This window comes from Pseudomonas reidholzensis, from assembly GCF_900536025.1.
GTDB classification, from domain to species: domain Bacteria; phylum Pseudomonadota; class Gammaproteobacteria; order Pseudomonadales; family Pseudomonadaceae; genus Aquipseudomonas; species Aquipseudomonas reidholzensis.
Genome location: NZ_UNOZ01000013.1, coordinates 422,538 through 438,458 on the forward strand (window position 1 = coordinate 422,538; position 15,921 = coordinate 438,458).

General features: G+C 65.7%; 14 protein-coding genes. 8 read left to right on the forward strand and 6 right to left on the reverse strand.

The window, feature by feature from the left end; translation table 11 throughout:
- Window position 1 precedes the first annotated feature (1 nt).
- Complete coding sequence (locus CCOS865_RS10000; protein ID WP_208644514.1) at window positions 2–1,321, reverse strand: MFS transporter; 1,320 nt, start codon at window positions 1,319–1,321, stop codon at window positions 2–4.
- 64 nt (window positions 1,322–1,385) lie between these two features.
- Window positions 1,386–2,384 carry an AraD1 family protein gene (gene araD1 / locus CCOS865_RS10005; RefSeq protein WP_119140281.1) on the reverse strand — a complete coding sequence of 333 codons (999 nt, stop codon included), beginning with the start codon at window positions 2,382–2,384 and terminating at the stop codon, window positions 1,386–1,388.
- A gap of 131 nt (window positions 2,385–2,515) precedes the next feature.
- Between araD1 and CCOS865_RS10010 the strand changes: the two genes are divergently transcribed.
- Window positions 2,516–3,412, forward strand: coding sequence for a LysR family transcriptional regulator (locus CCOS865_RS10010; RefSeq protein ID WP_415842593.1), 897 nt, complete (start codon window positions 2,516–2,518; stop codon window positions 3,410–3,412).
- 105 nt (window positions 3,413–3,517) lie between these two features.
- Here the strand turns inward: CCOS865_RS10010 and acnB are convergent, their stop codons facing one another.
- Window positions 3,518–6,127, reverse strand: coding sequence for a bifunctional aconitate hydratase 2/2-methylisocitrate dehydratase (acnB, locus tag CCOS865_RS10015; protein WP_119140284.1), 2,610 nt, complete (start codon window positions 6,125–6,127; stop codon window positions 3,518–3,520).
- Between the two features lie 407 nt (window positions 6,128–6,534).
- Here acnB and CCOS865_RS10020 point away from each other — a divergent pair, with 407 nt between their 5' ends.
- Window positions 6,535–7,008 carry a DUF1289 domain-containing protein gene (locus CCOS865_RS10020; protein WP_119140286.1) on the forward strand — a complete coding sequence of 158 codons (474 nt, stop codon included), beginning with the start codon at window positions 6,535–6,537 and terminating at the stop codon, window positions 7,006–7,008.
- A 42-nt stretch (window positions 7,009–7,050) separates the two neighbouring features.
- Here CCOS865_RS10020 and queD read toward each other — a convergent pair whose 3' ends face one another.
- A complete protein-coding gene (queD, locus tag CCOS865_RS10025) occupies window positions 7,051–7,407 on the reverse strand; it encodes a 6-carboxytetrahydropterin synthase QueD (protein ID WP_119140288.1) in 357 nt (118 codons plus the stop codon).
- Between the two features lie 196 nt (window positions 7,408–7,603).
- Here queD and CCOS865_RS10030 point away from each other — a divergent pair, with 196 nt between their 5' ends.
- The 5 genes from CCOS865_RS10030 to CCOS865_RS10055 all read left to right on the forward strand — a co-directional run bounded on the left by CCOS865_RS10030 (window position 7,604) and on the right by CCOS865_RS10055 (window position 11,601).
- Window positions 7,604–7,909, forward strand: coding sequence for a PepSY domain-containing protein (locus tag CCOS865_RS10030; protein ID WP_119140289.1), 306 nt, complete (start codon window positions 7,604–7,606; stop codon window positions 7,907–7,909).
- A complete protein-coding gene (locus CCOS865_RS10035; protein ID WP_119140291.1) occupies window positions 7,909–8,223 on the forward strand; it encodes a PepSY domain-containing protein in 315 nt (104 codons plus the stop codon). The genes CCOS865_RS10030 and CCOS865_RS10035 overlap by 1 nt, the downstream gene beginning before the upstream one ends.
- Window positions 8,224–8,892: a response regulator transcription factor gene (locus tag CCOS865_RS10040; RefSeq protein WP_119140293.1), complete on the forward strand. Its 669-nt coding sequence runs from the start codon at window positions 8,224–8,226 to the stop codon at window positions 8,890–8,892. It begins immediately after the preceding gene.
- Window positions 8,889–10,208 carry a sensor histidine kinase gene (locus tag CCOS865_RS10045; protein WP_119140295.1) on the forward strand — a complete coding sequence of 440 codons (1,320 nt, stop codon included), beginning with the start codon at window positions 8,889–8,891 and terminating at the stop codon, window positions 10,206–10,208. Before CCOS865_RS10040 ends, CCOS865_RS10045 begins: the two co-directional genes overlap by 4 nt.
- Window positions 10,209–10,452: 244 nt before the next feature.
- Window positions 10,453–11,601 carry an HPP family protein gene (locus CCOS865_RS10055; RefSeq protein WP_119140297.1) on the forward strand — a complete coding sequence of 383 codons (1,149 nt, stop codon included), beginning with the start codon at window positions 10,453–10,455 and terminating at the stop codon, window positions 11,599–11,601.
- Here CCOS865_RS10055 and CCOS865_RS10060 read toward each other — a convergent pair.
- Window positions 11,575–12,441 carry a LysR family transcriptional regulator gene (locus tag CCOS865_RS10060; protein ID WP_119140299.1) on the reverse strand — a complete coding sequence of 289 codons (867 nt, stop codon included), beginning with the start codon at window positions 12,439–12,441 and terminating at the stop codon, window positions 11,575–11,577. The genes CCOS865_RS10055 and CCOS865_RS10060 overlap by 27 nt on opposite strands.
- Window positions 12,442–12,468: 27 nt before the next feature.
- The gene (locus CCOS865_RS10065; protein ID WP_119140301.1) at window positions 12,469–13,818 is read right to left on the reverse strand and encodes a leucine-rich repeat-containing protein kinase family protein; all 1,350 of its coding nucleotides are present in this window, start codon (window positions 13,816–13,818) and stop codon (window positions 12,469–12,471) included.
- Between the two features lie 187 nt (window positions 13,819–14,005).
- Here CCOS865_RS10065 and CCOS865_RS10070 point away from each other — a divergent pair, with 187 nt between their 5' ends.
- The gene (locus CCOS865_RS10070) at window positions 14,006–15,895 is read left to right on the forward strand and encodes a propionyl-CoA synthetase (protein ID WP_119140982.1); all 1,890 of its coding nucleotides are present in this window, start codon (window positions 14,006–14,008) and stop codon (window positions 15,893–15,895) included.
- The last annotated feature ends 26 nt before the right edge of the window (window positions 15,896–15,921 follow it).

Here is a 15,921-nt window from a genome sequence, read left to right on the forward strand (position 1 = left end):
CTCAGGCCAGCCCGCGCTCGCGATAGTCGATCAGGCCCGAGAACAGCATCAGGCCGAAGGCCATGACCACGAAGAAGATCAGGGCCAGGAAGTAGGAACCGGTGAACTGCACGATCAGGCCGATCAGGATCGGCACCAGCACGCCGACCATGTTGCCGCAGAAGTTCATGCTGCCGCCGAGCACGCCGGCCTTGGACTTGCCACCGAGGATCGCCGGCAGGCACCAGTACATGCCGCACCAGCGGATGAAGAACAGCGCCACGCAGAGCAGTGCGATGACCAGGCCGGCGTCCGGGGTGTAGGCCACCAGCAGGATGCACAGTGCGGCGACCGCGGCGGAGCCGGCGAACATGCTGCGCATCACGGTGTTCGGTTGGCCGCCCTTGGCTTTCCACTTGTCGGAGATCCAGCCGCCGATCAGCTCGCCGACGAAACCGCACATGAAGATCAGGAAGGTCGCCCCGCCCATGGCCTTGATATCGAGGTTGTGGGCCTGGTGCAGGTAGCTCGGCATCCAGGTCAGCAGGCCATAGAACACGCTGTTGTAGCAGGCGTAGCCGGCGAACATGCACAGCACCGAGCGGCTCTTGAGCAGCTCTTTGAGCACCGCCTTGCGGTTGCCGTTGGCCTTGCTCGCGGCGTCGTTGGCCTGGGTGATGTAGGCCAGTTCGGCGGCGTTGACCTGCGGGTGCTCGCTGGGGTGGTTGCGGATGTACCACCAGGCCCAGATGCCGGCGGCCACGGTACCGACGCCGGCAATGATGAAGGCGATGCGCCAGGAGTCGAACCAGGTGATCAGGCCGGCGATGATGATCGCGCCAAAGGCGGTGCCCAGCGGCGCGCCGCCGTCCACCAGGGTAGCGCCGCGGCCCCGTTCGTTGGGGGTCAGCCAGGCGCCGTTGAGCTTGGCGCCGGCCGGCATGATCGGCGACTCGGCGACGCCCAGGCCGATGCGTGTGACCAGCAGGGTGACCCAGCTGTGGGCAAACCCGCCTAGCGCCTGGAACGCGCCCCAGCCAATGGTCGCGACGCCAATGATATTGCGCACCTGGAAGCGGTCGAGGAGGACCCCGGCCGGGATCTGCATCAACGCGTACGACCAGAAGAACGCACTGAGGATCAGGCCTTCGAGTGCCGGGGTCAGCTCGAACTCGGCGGAAATCAACGGCAGTGCCACCGACAGCGAGGCGCGGTCGATGTAGTTGATCGCTGCCAGCAACAGCAGGATCAGGAATATACGCCAGCGCACGGTGGTCGGCTTTGTGCTGTCGGCGGCCGCCAGGGCGGGGGCCGGGGCTGCAGGGTAAGGGCTGTTGTTCATGCTCATCTCACTGTTGTGATTGTTATGAAATGCCGCGGCGGCGCGGCCCTGCGCCGCCGTCGGTTCAGAGCGTCTTCACCGCACCGGGTGAGATGGCCGCAGGCGTTATGCCAATGCCATTGCGCAACGGTGCGCCAAACTCCGCCAGGCTGATTTCGAACACATCGCCTGCGACGGCCTTGACCTGGTCGGCGAACGACAGGGTCGCGGTGCCGAAGAAGTGGATATGGACATCGCCCGGGCGCAGAAACTGCGCGTATTTGAAATGGTGGTACTCGAGGTTCTCCAGCGAGTGGCACATGTTGTCCTCGCCGCTGAGAAAGTCCTTTTCCCAGATCACCTGGTCGCCGCGGCGGATTCGGCTGGTGCCTTGCAGGTGGCGTGGCAGCTCGCCGACCCGCAGCTCAGGGCCGTACGAGCAGTTGCGCAGCTTGGAGTGGGCCAGGTACAGGTAGCTGCGGCGCTCCATGACGTGGTCGGAAAACTCGTTGCCGATGGCAAAGCCCAGGCGGTACGGCTGGCCATCATCGCCGATCACATAGAGGCCGGCCAGTTCCGGCTCTTCACCGGCGTCCTCGGCGAAGGCCGGGGCCTGCAAGGCCTGGCCGGGGCGCACCACGGTGGAGCCGTCGCCCTTGTAGAACCACTCCGGCTGCGCGCCGACGCTGCCGGCGGCGGGGCGGCCGCCATCGATGCCCCATTGGAACATGCGTGCGGTGTCGGTGAGGGCCGCGCCGTCGTCGGCTTTCTGCTGGTGCATCTTGTCGCGGGTCGAGGCGCTGCCCAGGTGGGTCAGGCCGGTGCCGCTGATCAGGCAGTGGGCCGGGTCTTCGTGGTCGAGCGGCGGCAGCACCCGGCATTCGGCGAGGGCGTCGCTGTAGCGCTGGTCGCTGCTGTCGAGGCCGCGTTCGAGCACTTCGGCGGCGAGGCTGCGCTGGTGGCGGATGGCGCTCAGGGCCAGTTCACGCAGGTGGCTGGTGTGACGCACGACCTGGATCAGGTCGCCTTCGACCACGCCGACATGGCGCTGGGCGGTTGCGGTTTCGAATTGGATCAGGCGCATGCTGGCTCCGGTTTGTTGTTGTGGGGAAGCACGTGCAGCCACTTTAAATTTCCCCGTCATTGCTGCCTAATGAGAGCTGTTGACCCCGTGATAACTTTTAGTGATCCCCTATGCTGCCACCTTTGAGTTCCATGGCCTCGCGCCTTCGCCTGCGCCAGTTGCGCTTGCTCATCAGCCTCGACGAGCTGGGGTCGATCCACAAGGCCGCCGAGGCCATGTCGATCACCCAGCCGGGGGCGACCAAGGCGCTCAACGAGATCGAGTCGACGCTCGGCGCGGTGCTCTTCGAGCGCACCAGCAAGGGCCTCCAGGCCAATGACCTGGGGCGTTGCGTGGTGCGTTACGCGCGCTTGATCGGCAATGACCTGGCGCACCTGCGCGAGGAGATGCTGGGGATTCTCCAGGGCCATGGTGGACGGTTGGCGGTGGGCACCATCATGGGTGCGGTGCCGATCCTGGTGGAGGGCCTGGCGCGCTTGCGCGAGAGCCAGCCGGACCTGTCGGTGGCGGTGGTCGAGGACACCAGTGATCGCTTGCTGACGTTGCTCGATCAGGGGCGTCTGGATGTGGTGATCTGCCGGACCAGTGTCAGCCCGCGTCCGGCGGCGTACGACAGCCGGGTCAAGCACCAGGAGCAGTTGGTGCTGGTGGCCAATCCGGCGCATCCGTTGGCGGGCAGTGACTCGCTGGAGCTGGCGCAGGTGGCGGATTCGCGGTGGGTGGTGTTTCCGGTGAACATGCCGATGCGTTTGACCCTGGAGCGGGAGTTTCGCGAGGCGGGGTTGGGTTTTCCGCAGTATCCGATCGAGACGTCTTCGACTTTTACGACGTTGTCGATGTTGCTGCAGGACCCGGGGTTGCTTGCGGTGATGCCTTGGGATGTGGCCAAGGTGGCGCTGGATCACGGGATGCTGGTGAGGTTGCCGTTGCAGTTGAAGTCGCGCAGTGAGCCGTACGAGGTGGTGACGCGGCGCGGGGTGGAGTTGAGTGTGCCGGCGCAGGTGTTGGTGGAGATCTTGATGCGTTAAGGCGCCAATCGAGTGCCACGCCCATCAAGGCGTCCACAAAAAAAGCCCCGGCATTTCTGCCGGGGCTTTTTGTTACAGCTGGAAGCTGGAAGCTAACCGCTGATCTTACGCCTGAACAACCGGGATCTTGGCGCTTTCGGCCGCTTCACGGAACTCGGCGATCTGGTCGAAGCTCAGGTAGCGGTAAACGTCGGCAGCCATGCTGTCGATGTCCTTGGCGTACACCATGTACTCCTCGACGGTCGGCAGCTTGCCGATGATCGAAGCGACCGCCGCCAGCTCAGCCGACGCCAGGTAGACGTTGGTGGCATCGCCCAGACGGTTCGGGAAGTTACGGGTCGAGGTGGAGACCACGGTCGAACCGGTCTGTACCCGCGCCTGGTTACCCATGCACAGCGAGCAGCCTGGCATTTCCATGCGCGCGCCAGCCTTGCCGTAGATGCCGTAGTAGCCTTCTTCGGTCAGCTGGTGAGCGTCCATCTTGGTCGGCGGAGCCAGCCACAGACGGGTCGGGATACCGCCCTTGACCTTGTCCAGCAGCTTGCCGGCCGCGCGGAAGTGACCGATGTTGGTCATGCACGAACCGATGAACACCTCGTCGATCTTCTCGCCTTGTACCGAAGACAGCAGGCGGGCATCGTCCGGGTCGTTCGGCGCGCAGAGCACAGGCTCCTTGACGTCGGCCAGGTCGATTTCGATGATCTCGGCGTACTCGGCATCGGCGTCGGCAGCCAGCAGCTGCGGGTTGGCCAGCCAGGCTTCCATGGCTTGCGCACGGCGCTCCATGGTCCGCGCGTCACCGTAGCCTTCGCTGATCATCCAGCGCAGCAGGGTGATGTTCGACTGCAGGTACTCGGCAACGGCTTTTTCCGGCAGCTTGATGGTGCAGCCTGCAGCGGAACGCTCAGCCGAGGCGTCGGACAGCTCGAACGCTTGCTCGACGGTCAGCTCGTCCAGGCCTTCGATCTCGAGGATGCGGCCGGAGAAGGCGTTTTTCTTGCCTTTCTTCTCGACGGTCAGCAGGCCGTTCTGGATCGCGTAGTAAGGGATCGCATGGACCAGGTCACGCAGGGTGATGCCCGGTTGCAGCTTGCCCTTGAAGCGCACCAGTACCGACTCTGGCATGTCCAGCGGCATGACGCCGGTGGCCGCGGCGAACGCGACCAGGCCGGAACCGGCCGGGAACGAAATGCCGATCGGGAAGCGGGTGTGCGAGTCGCCGCCGGTGCCGACGGTGTCAGGCAGCAGCATGCGGTTCAGCCAGCTGTGGATGATGCCGTCGCCAGGACGCAGCGACACGCCGCCACGGGTGCGGATGAAATCCGGCAGGGTGTGGTGGGTGGTGACGTCGATCGGCTTTGGATAGGCCGCGGTGTGGCAGAACGACTGCATCACCAGGTCAGCGGAGAAGCCCAGGCACGCCAGGTCTTTCAGCTCGTCGCGGGTCATCGGGCCGGTGGTGTCTTGCGAACCCACGGTGGTCATCTTCGGCTCGCAGTAGGCACCCGGGCGCACGCCCTGGCCTTCTGCCAGACCGCAGGCGCGGCCGACCATCTTCTGTGCCAGGGTGAAGCCTTTGCCGGAATCGACCGGGGCTTCTGGCAGCTTGAACAGGTCAGTGGCGCCCAGGCCCAGCTCGGCACGGGCCTTGTCGGTCAGGCCACGGCCAACGATCAGCGGGATACGGCCGCCAGCGCGCACTTCGTCGAGCAGCACTTCGGTCTTCAGGGCGAAGGTGGTGACCAGCTCGTCGCTGTCGTGACGGCGGACTTCACCTTTGTACGGGTAGACGTCGATGACGTCGCCCATGCCCAGGTTGGTGCAGTCGAATTCGATCGGCAGGGCGCCGGCGTCTTCCATGGTGTTGTAGAAGATCGGGGCGATCTTGGTGCCGAAGCAGAAACCACCGGCGCGCTTGTTCGGCACGTTCGGGATGTCGTCGCCGAAGAACCACAGCACCGAGTTGGTGGCGGATTTACGCGACGAACCGGTACCGACCACGTCACCCACGTAGGCAACCGGGAAGCCTTTGGCGCGGACCGCTTCGATCTGCTTGAGCGGGCCGATGGCGCCCGGTTGCTCAGGCTCGATGCCGTCACGGGCCATCTTCAGCATGGCCAGGGCGTGCAGCGGGATGTCAGGGCGCGACCAGGCGTCCGGGGCAGGCGAGAGGTCGTCGGTGTTGGTTTCGCCAGGCACCTTGAACACGGTCAGGGTGTACTTCTCGGCGATCGCCGGGCGCTTGGTGAACCACTCACCGGCAGCCCAGGATTCCAGCACGGCCTGGGCGTGGGCATTGCCCGCCTTGGCTTTTTCGGCCACGTCGTGGAAGGCATCGAACATCAGCAGGGTGTGCTTGAGCTGTTCGGCCGCGACGGCGCCCAGTTCGGCGTCGTCCAGCAGCGCGACCAAGGTCTCGATGTTGTAGCCACCCTGCATGGTGCCGAGCAGCTCTGCGGCGTGCTTGCGGTCGATCAGCGGGGAGGTGGCCTCGCCTTTGGCGATGGCGGAGAGGAAACCGGCCTTGACGTAGGCAGCTTCGTCAACGCCTGGTGGAACGCGGTCGGTGATCAGTTCAACGAGGAACGCTTCTTCGCCGGCCGGTGGGTTCTTCAGCAGCTCTACAAGGCCTGCGGTCTGTTCGGCGTTCAGCGGCTGGGGCACGATACCCAGGGCGGCACGCTCTTCGATGTGTTTGCGGTAGGCTTCAAGCACAGTTATTACCCTCATCAGTGGTCCCTAAAGGGAGTCCGGGACGCTCATCCAGGATTTACGGCACCCATGCGCAATACGGCTTCGTGAGCCGCCCAGCCAGGGTTGCAGGAAATCCTTGTAGAAGCTGCTTTCAAAGTTTTACGCCTGTAGAACGGAGCGTGTGATGAGGGGTTGGCGCGGTCATGCGAGGGGTGCATGGCCCGGGCCAACGCCGTTCTACCGGATTAACTGTGCTCGTGACGCTTTGAAAACAGCTTCCAACGGACATCGTTGCCTTGAAAAGGCGAAGTGATTCTACGGTAAAAACCGCGCGAAGGTAAGGCGGCTATTGTGACTTTAACGGGTGACCCTGGTTAGACAAAGGGCTAACATGGGCCCGTGTACCTCCGCCAAGCCGTTGTTTTTCCATGTCCAACCAATCCATCAAAACCCCGTGTGTCGGGCTCTGTTCCACGGTCTACGGAGACCTCGTGTGCCGTGGCTGCAAGCGCTTCCACCACGAAGTGATCCACTGGAACGGCTACAGCGACGACGAGAAGCGCGCGGTCTGGCTGCGCCTGGAGCAGTTGCTGGTGCAGGTGATGATGGCCAAGCTCGAAGTGTTCGACAAAGACTGCCTGCGCCAGCAACTGGAGCAGCGCTCGATCCGCTTTGTCGCGCATCAGTCGGAATACTGCTGGGCGTACCAGCTGATCGCCCGCGGGGCGCGGCTGATTCGCGACCTGGACGCCTATGGCATGGCACTGCTGCCGGAGTTTCGCGACTGGGAGCTGCCGCAATTGCGCGACGCCATCGACCGCGAATTTTTCATCCTCTCCGAAGCGCACTACCAGCGCTACATCGCGCCGGCGTTCCTCAAGGACTCGCTGGGCCTGGGCTGAGGCGCGCTAGCGACCCATCCAGACCCTACTGCACGGCGCTGATCAGTCGCCGGTGTATTCGCAGCCGCTGGTGCAGGTCTCGTGGATACGCACCTTGGACAGCTCCGGAAGCAACGGTTTGACCTGTTCCCAGATCCACTTGGCAATGACTTCGCTGGTCGGGTTTTCCAGGCCGGGGATGTCGTTCAGGTAGTTGTGGTCGAGCTGCTCGTAGAGCGGCTTGAAGATCGCCTTGATCTCGGAGAAGTCGCGGATCCAGCCCGTGTGCGGATCGAGCGGGCCGGTCAGGTGCAGGGCGACCTTGAACGAATGGCCATGCAGGCGACCGCACTTGTGCCCCTCGGGTACGTGAGGCAGGCGGTGGGCGGATTCGAAGGTGAATTCCTTGAAGATTTCCACTGGTAAAGACTCTTGTAAAAAATACTGGCGCAGATTCTACCAGCATGCCCGCGACAAGGCTTGCGGCCGTTCGTGCAGCCGCCCGGTGGCGGATCGACTGCGCTATCATGGCGCCAGCTGTCTTCAGGTTGAATTAAGCACCGTTGGGTAATCTTGATTCCGTAGACAACTTGCACACCCCGATGGAGAGAACCTCATGAAGACTTTGACTGCCCTGTTCGCTGCCGCTGCCCTTGCCGTAGGCGCCAATGTCGCCCTGGCCGATGTCCCGGCGCATGAAATCAGCGCGCTGGAAAAAGCCGGCACCGTGCAGTCCCTGCAAAAGCTGGCGGACGTCGCCAAGGCCAAGCACCCGGGCGCGACCATCACCGACTCGGAGCTGGAAAACGAGTACGGCCGCTACATCTTCAAGGTCGAGCTGCGCGACGCACAGAACGTCGAATGGGATGTCGACCTGGACGCCAAGACCGGTGAAGTACTCAAGGACAAACAGGACACCTGATGAACCCGCTACCGCGAAAGGCGCGCTACCTGGCCCTTGCGCTGATGACGATCGGTTCGCTGGCCGTGGCCCGTGACCTCGACCAGGATGAAGCCCTTGCGCTGCGGCAAAAGGGCATCATCCTGCCGCTTGAACAGCTGCTCGACTCGGCCCTGGGGCGTTACCCCGGGGCGCGTCTGCTGGAGGCGGAGCTCGAAGAAAAGCACGGCCGCTACGAATACGAGGTCGAGCTGCTGACCCCCGCCGGGGTGGTGCGCGAGATCAAGCTGGATGCCCGCAGCGGCGTGCTGCTCAAAGACGAGGAAGACGACTGAATGCGCCTGCTGCTTGTCGAGGACTCTGTACCCCTGGCCGACGAACTGACCACCGCCCTGCAGCGCCAGGGCTATGCCGTGGACTGGTTGGCCGATGGCCGCGATGCGGTGTACCAGGGCCAGAGCGAACCCTATGACCTGATCATCCTCGACCTCGGCCTGCCCGGCTTGCCGGGGCTCGAGGTGCTGGCCCAGTGGCGCGCCGCCGGCCTGGCCACGCCGGTGCTGATCCTCACCGCGCGGGGTTCCTGGGCCGAGCGCATCGAAGGGCTGAAGGCCGGGGCCGACGACTACCTGAGCAAACCGTTCCACCCTGAAGAGCTGCAACTGCGGATCCAGGCGCTGCTGCGCCGTGCCCGTGGGCTGGCCAACCAGCCGACCCTGGAGGCCGCCGGCCTGCACCTGGACGAGGGCCGCCAGTGCGTCAGCCGCGAGGGCGTCGACGTCCAGCTGACCGCCGCCGAGTTTCGCCTGCTGCGCTACTTCATGCTCCACCCCGGGCAGGTGTTGTCGAAAAGCCACCTGGCCGAACACCTCTATGACGGTGAGACCGAACGCGACTCCAACGTCCTTGAAGTGCACGTCAATCACCTGCGTCGCAAGCTCGGCCGCAGCGTGATCGAGACGCGCCGCGGGCAGGGTTACGTCTACGCCGGGAACACCCCGTGAAGTCGATCCAGGCGCGCTTGAGCCTGGGCCTGGTGGCGGTGCTGGTGGTGGTCGGCCTGGGCTTGGCGCAGCTGTCGCTGTGGTTGTTCGAGGTGGGGCTGCAGCGGTACCTGGAGGCAGGCCTGCGCAAGGAGAGCGAGAACCTGCTGGTGGCGCTGGTGCGTGGCCCCAGCGGTTTGCAGCTGGACGAGCGGCGGGTCTCTGCGGCGTACCAGCGGCCGTTCTCGGGGTATTACTTTCGCATCGACTTCGACCAGGGCACCTGGCGCTCCCGCTCGCTGTGGGACCTGGACATGCCCAAGCCGGCCAAGCCTGGCCTGGAAGACACCCACGAGCTAGGTCCCGAGGGTCAGCAGTTGCTGGCCTTGCGTGCCGATTACCGACGCCTCGGCCAGGACATCTCGATCAGCGTCGCGCAGGACTATTCGCCAGTGCGCGAAGGCTTCCAGCGCATGCAGCAGATCGGCCTCGGGATGGGCCTGGTGGCGTTGATCCTGGTGCTGGTGCTGCAGCGCATCACCGTCACCCGCTCGTTGCGTCCACTGGAGCGTGCCCGCCAGCAGATCGCCCAACTGCAGCAAGGCCAGCGTTCGCAGCTGGACGCCGAGGTACCCAGCGAGCTGCAACCGCTGGTGGACCAGGTCAACCACTTGCTGGCGCACACCGAAGACAGCCTGCGCCGTTCGCGCAATGCCCTGGGCAACCTCGGCCACGCGCTGAAGACACCGTTGGCGGTGTTGCTCAGCCTGGCATCCAGTGCGCGTCTGGCGGATTTGCCGGAGGTACGGGAGCAGATGCGCGAGCAGTTGGAGCAGATTCAGCAGCGCTTGAGCCGTGAGCTCAACCGCGCGCGGCTGGCCGGCGATGCGCTGCCCGGTGCGCAGTTCGATTGCGATGCCGAGCTGCCGGGGTTGCTCGGGACGCTGGGCATGATCCATGGAGAAGGGCTGCTGCTCGAGCGCGATGTACCGGCTGGCCTGTTGCTGCCGTGGGACCGCGAGGACCTGCTGGAGCTGCTGGGCAACCTGCTCGACAACGCCTGCAAGTGGGCCGACAGCGAGGTGCGCCTGGGGATTGCGCAGGGTGCCGAGGGTTACCAGCTGTGGGTCGACGATGATGGGCCGGGGATTCCTCAAGGTAACCGGCTGCAGGTGCTCGAGCGGGGCTCGCGGCTGGATGAACAGGTCGATGGGCATGGCCTGGGGCTGGGCATCGTGCGCGACATTGTCGACGCCTGGGGCGGGCGCATCGACTTGCTGGAAAGCCCTCTGGGTGGATTGCGGGTGAGCATCGAGTTGCCGCGCAAGGGTCGTTGATCTCTGCTCTCAGCGCTGGCCTCTTCGCGGGCAAGCCCGCTCCTACAGGGTCCGGGGCGGACGCAACACCTGTGGGAGCGGGTTTACCCGCGAAGAGGCCACCCCTGGCGCCATCAGCCCATCCTGCAAAAAAATTGCAGCCCAAGCGCAGTTTTTTGAATTGGCACCAAAACGGTGCGCCCTGCACAATCCCCGCCCAAAGCATCCATAACCTATCAACCCTTAGATTACGACCCTCTGCCCGATGTCTGCCTCGCGTCCCGAAAGTCGATTGCAGCGCCTGTTACCGGCGCCCCTGAACCTCCCCCCAAAAGAATGGCTGCGTGCCGGCATGGGCGCGCTGCTCGGCCTGTTCCTCGCCGGCTGGCTGTGCAGCCTGGCCTACGGCCCGTCGATCGCCTTGCACCTGCTCGGCCCGCTGGCCGCCACCGCGGTGCTGGTGTTCGCCGTGCACGGCGGGCCGCTGGCACAGCCCTGGCCGGTGCTCGGCAGCTATGCCGTGGCCGGCGCGTTGGGCCTGGCCTTGCGCCATGGCTTTGGCAGCGAGCTGTGGGTTGCCGCCACGGCACTGGGCGTGTCCCTGCTGCTGATGTGCCTGCTGCGCTGCCTGCACCCGCCCGGTGGCGGTGTCGCCGTCAGTGCGGTGCTGGCCGACCCGGGGCTGGTCGCACTGGGCGATCACCTGCTCGAGCCGATCATGCTCAACGTGCTGATCCTGGTCGCGGTGGCGGTGCTCTACAACCGCCTGACCGGTGTGCGTTATCCCAAGCGCGCAGCGCCACGCAAGGACCTGCACCACACCCACGACCCCCTGCCGAGCGCGCGGGTGGGGGTCAGCACCGCCGACCTCGATCAGGCCCTGGAAGACATTGGCGAATACGTCGACGTCACCCGCGACGAGCTTGAGCGGATCATCCTGGCCACCGAACAACACGCCCTGCAACGCAGCCTGGGCGGCATCACGGCCGGCGCGGTGATGTCACGCGATATCCAGTTCGCCGCCAGCGACACCACCCTCGACCAGGCCTGGAAGCTGCTCGCCAGCCATCACCTGAAGACCCTGCCGGTACTCGACGGCGGGCGCCTGGTCGGCATCGTCAGCCTCAGCGACCTGGTCGGCCCGGCCATGGCCCGGGGTCGCTTCAGCTGGCGCCGGCGCAAGCCGGTGCTGATGGAGCAGGTGATGAGCCGGCGGGTGATCAGCGTCAGCAGCCAGCACCCGCTGGAGGGTCTGTTGCCATTGCTGTGCGAGCAGGGTTTGCACTGCCTGCCGGTGCTCGACGGCGACCAGCTGGTCGGGGTGGTCACCCAGACCGACCTGATCGCCGGCCTCAAGCGCCATTTGCTCAACGCCGCCAGCCAGCCCTCAGATCAGCGGGTCCCAGCGTTGTGACCAGTCGCTGGCGCCGGCCGCGACCAGCCGGCGCAAGATCGCCAGGGCCTGCTGCAGCGCTTCGCTGTCACGTTTGCGCGCATACACCAGGTAGGTCGGGTAAGTGAACTCCGGCGCCTCTGGCACCCGCTCGAACACGCCGCTGTCCAGGTACGCCTGGACCACCCGCGTACGAAAGTAGCCACTGCCGCCCTGGTCGAGAATGAACTGCAGGGCCAGCGGCCCCAGGTTGAAGCTCAACGCCGCACGCGCGCAGTCGGGCAGGGCGGCGTCGTGCTGGCGGCGAAACGCTTCGCCCCAGTCGATGTAGATATACGGCTCGGGCCGCGCGACCCGGCGGATGCGGATCAGCTTTTCTTCCATCAACTGCTCCACCTGCAGGCCCGGGCCGTAGCTCGGCTGGTACACCAGTACCGCGTCCAGCAGGCCCATCTCGACCTTGCGCAGCAGCGACTCGCCATCGCTCACCTCGCTGCGGATCGCATGGCTGGGCAGCTCCCGGTGCAGCGCGCTGACCCAGTCGAGCAGCATCGGATTGCCCAGGCTCACCTCGCCGCCGACATGCAGCAACTGCTGGCAACCTGACGGTAGCGGCAGGTCGCGGCGCGCCGCTTCCCAGGTTTGCACCAGCTGGTTGGCGTAGGTGATGAAGGCCTCGCCGTCGCTGGTCAGGCTGACCCCGCTGCGGCTGCGCACGAACAGCTGGCAGCCCAGTTGCTGCTCCAGGCGCTGCACCCGTGCGGTGATCGCGGTCTGCGACACGAACAGGCGCTCGGCGGCGGCGACCAGGCTGCCGCCGCGGACGATTTCGAGGAAGGTACGCGCCTGTTCGATATCCATGATTGAACCCGTTGAGTCAGGTGGCCGCTAGTCTAGAGCCATCGCGGTGGATTGCGCGGCAGGCTGAGCGGTGACACGCGCAGGGCTGCCCTGTTGCAGGTGTGTCAACACCTCGCTGAACAGCGGCCGGCGGGCAACGTCTGCCTGCCGACAGCGCCGCGCGAGTGCCTGCAGGTCCGCGTCTGGCGGCTCGCAGCGTGCCAGCAGCTCGCCCAGCAGAATACCGAATGCTCGGACTTCCAGGCGCTCCAGCGCCAAGCCCGCCGGGTGAGGGGCGGGCGGATGGAACGAGGCTGCGCCGAAGTCGCCGAGCAAGCAACGGCCGTCGCTGTCGCAGAGGATATTGTGCGCGTACAGGTCGCCGTGGCTGATGCCGCGGGCGTGCAGGTGGGCGCTGACCGAGGCGATCCCGCTGGCCAGCTGGCGCAGGGCCGGCAGCGACAGTTGGCGCTCTGCCGGGTAGCGGTCGCGGGTGCAGCTGTCGAGGCTGGGTGGCCCGCCGAGGTTGTGCCAGTCTGCGGGGATGAGTTGCATTGCCAGCGCGGGCAACTGCTGCGGATGATCGTCGATCCGGCCGGCCAGGGCGACCAGTTGCGGGTGTTCACCGGCGGCGATGTAGGTGCTCATTTCTGCCAGCGGCGAGCCATCACTGGTGATCGCACCTTTGTACAGTTTGACGGCCAGTGGCGCCTGCTGGAACGTGCAGCGGGCCCGGTGGATCACCCCGGAGGCGCCACGGCCAAGCTCGTGGCCTAGCTCGATATCCCTCCAGGCAACGCTCGCGCACGGCGCCGCGCCGGGTGGCGCGACGAAGCCTGCGGGCAGCGGGTTGTCGGCATAGGCCAGCCAGGCCAGGCGCGGCATCTGCAACAACCAGTCGGGCAGTTCGCTGAGGCCATTGCTGGCAATGCGCAGCAGCTCCAGGCGCTGGCAGCGCGCCAGGCTGGCCGGCAAGCTGCGCAGGCGGTTGCCCGCCAGCATCAGCTTCTGCAGCTGGGTGCAGTCGCCCAAGGCCTCGGGCAGCGCTTGCAGGGCGTTGTCGGTGAGGATCAGCGCCCGCAGGCTGGCCGGCAAGGCCTGTGCGTCGAGCGTGGTGATGCGATTGCTCTTGAAGCCCACGGCCTCCAGCCTGGCGCAACGCCCGATGCCTATTGGCACGTGGGTGAAGCGGTTATTGGAGCAGAACAGCACCTTCAACTGGCTCAGTCGGTGCAGGTCATCCGGCAGGTCGCTGAGTGCGTTGTCGCTGAGGTCGAGCACCTCGAGGCTGTCGGCCAGGTCGAAAATGTCCTCGGGAAACTGGGTCAGCCCCTGCTTGAGGTTCAGGCGGGTGATGCCGCGCAGGCGGCCGGCACGTAGATCGTCGAGGCTATGCATGGAAGTCGCAGTGGCGTTTGGGCGAGGGCGGCATCATACCGGCAAACGCACGGCGGCGTGACCTGCGGCCGACCGGGAGGCGAATTTGCAGGTCGGTTGTGGACTTTAGTCCCATGGCAGGGTGCAAGTGGCGGTCCATACTGGAAGCTCGCCCTTCAATAACAACAAGTACTGGGTTGCGACCGACATGACTTATCAGCACAGCTACGCCCATTCGATTGCCGACCCCGAAGCCTTCTGGGCCGAGCAGGCGGACCACCTGGCCTGGCAGCGCAAGCCGCGCCTGACCCTGCAGGCCAACCCCGACGGCACCCACCGCTGGTTCGCCGACGGCCGCCTGAACAGCTGCTACCTGGCCCTCGATCACCAGATCGAACAGGGCCGGGGCGAGCAGACCGCACTGATCTACGACTCGCCGGTGACCGGCGTGCAACAGACCTTCAGCTATCACCAGCTACGCGATGAAGTGGCGCGCCTTGCCGGCTTGCTGCGCGATCTGGGCGTACGCAAGGGCGACGGGGTGATCATCTACATGCCGATGGTGCCGCAGGCGGCGATGGCCATGCTGGCCTGTGCGCGGATCGGGGCGGTGCATTCGGTGGTGTTCGGCGGCTTTGCCGCCAACGAGCTGGCGCTGCGCATCGACGATGCCCGGCCGACGCTGCTGCTGACCGCCTCGTGCGGGCTGGAGTTCGAGCGGGTGATCGAGTACAAGCCGCTGGTCGATCGCGCCCTGCAGCTGGCCACGCACAAGCCCGCGCATGTGCTGGTGCTGCAACGCCCGCAGGCGCGCGCCGAGCTGCAGGCCGGCCGTGACCTCGACTGGCAGCAGGCGCTGGCCACGGCCCAGGCGGTGGCGCCGGTCGAGCTGGACGCCGCTGACCCGCTGTACATCATGTACACCTCGGGCACTACCGGCAAACCCAAGGGTATCGTTCGCGAAAACGGCGGCAACGCGGTGGCCCTGAGTTTTGCCATGCGCCATATCTACGGCATGCAGGCGGGCGACGTGTGGTGGGGGATCTCCGACGTCGGTTGGGTGGTCGGCCACTCGCTGATCGTCTACGGGCCGCTGATGGCCGGATGCACCACGGTGCTCTACGAGGGCAAGCCGATCCGCACCCCGGATGCCTCGGCGTATTGGCGGGTGATCGAGCAGTACCGGGTCAATGCGCTGTTCTGCGCGCCCACGGCCATGCGCGCGATCCGCAAGGAGGACCCGGACGTCCAGCTGATCGCCGGCCATGACCTGAGTTCGCTGCGCCAGCTGTTCCTGGCCGGCGAGAAGCTCGACTCGAGCACCCATGAGTGGCTGGAGCGGGTCACCGGCAAGCCGGTGCACGATCACTGGTGGCAGACCGAGACCGGCTGGCCGGTCACCGCGCCCTGTGTCGGCCTGGAGGGCAGCGCGGCGCGCGCTGGTTCGAGCAACCGCGCGGTGCCGGGCTATCACGTTCAGGTGCTGGATGACGAAGGTCAGCTGCTGGGGCCGAACCAGCAAGGCGCGATCGTCATCGCCTTGCCGCTGCCGCCGGGCTGCAGCCAGACCTTGTGGGGCGACCATCAGCGCTACCTCGAGGCTTATCTGCAGACGTATCCTGGCTATTACCACACCGGCGATGGCGGCTACCTGGACGACGACGGCTTCGTCTACATCATGGGGCGCACCGATGACGTGATCAACGTCGCCGGGCATCGCTTGTCTACGGGCGAGATGGAGGACCTGGTGGCTCGCCACCCGGCAGTGGCCGAGTGCGCGGTGATCGGTGTGCACGACGACATCAAGGGCCAGGTGCCGCTGGCGCTGGTGGTGCTCAAGGATGGCGAGGCGTTGGCCGAGCAGCAGTTGCAGCAGGCGCTGGTGGCCAGCGTGCGCGAGCAGATTGGCGCGCTGGCGTGTTTCAGTCGGGTGCGGCTGGTCAAGCGCTTGCCCAAGACGCGGTCGGGGAAGATCCTGCGCGCGGTGCTGCGCAAGATTGCCGATGGGGTGGCCTATGTGCCGCCTTCGACACTGGATGATCCGGCGGTGCTGGGTGAGATCGAGGCGGTGCTGGCGGATTTGCCGCGAGCCGGATGAGGGGGCGCCCCGGATGACGCCTTCGC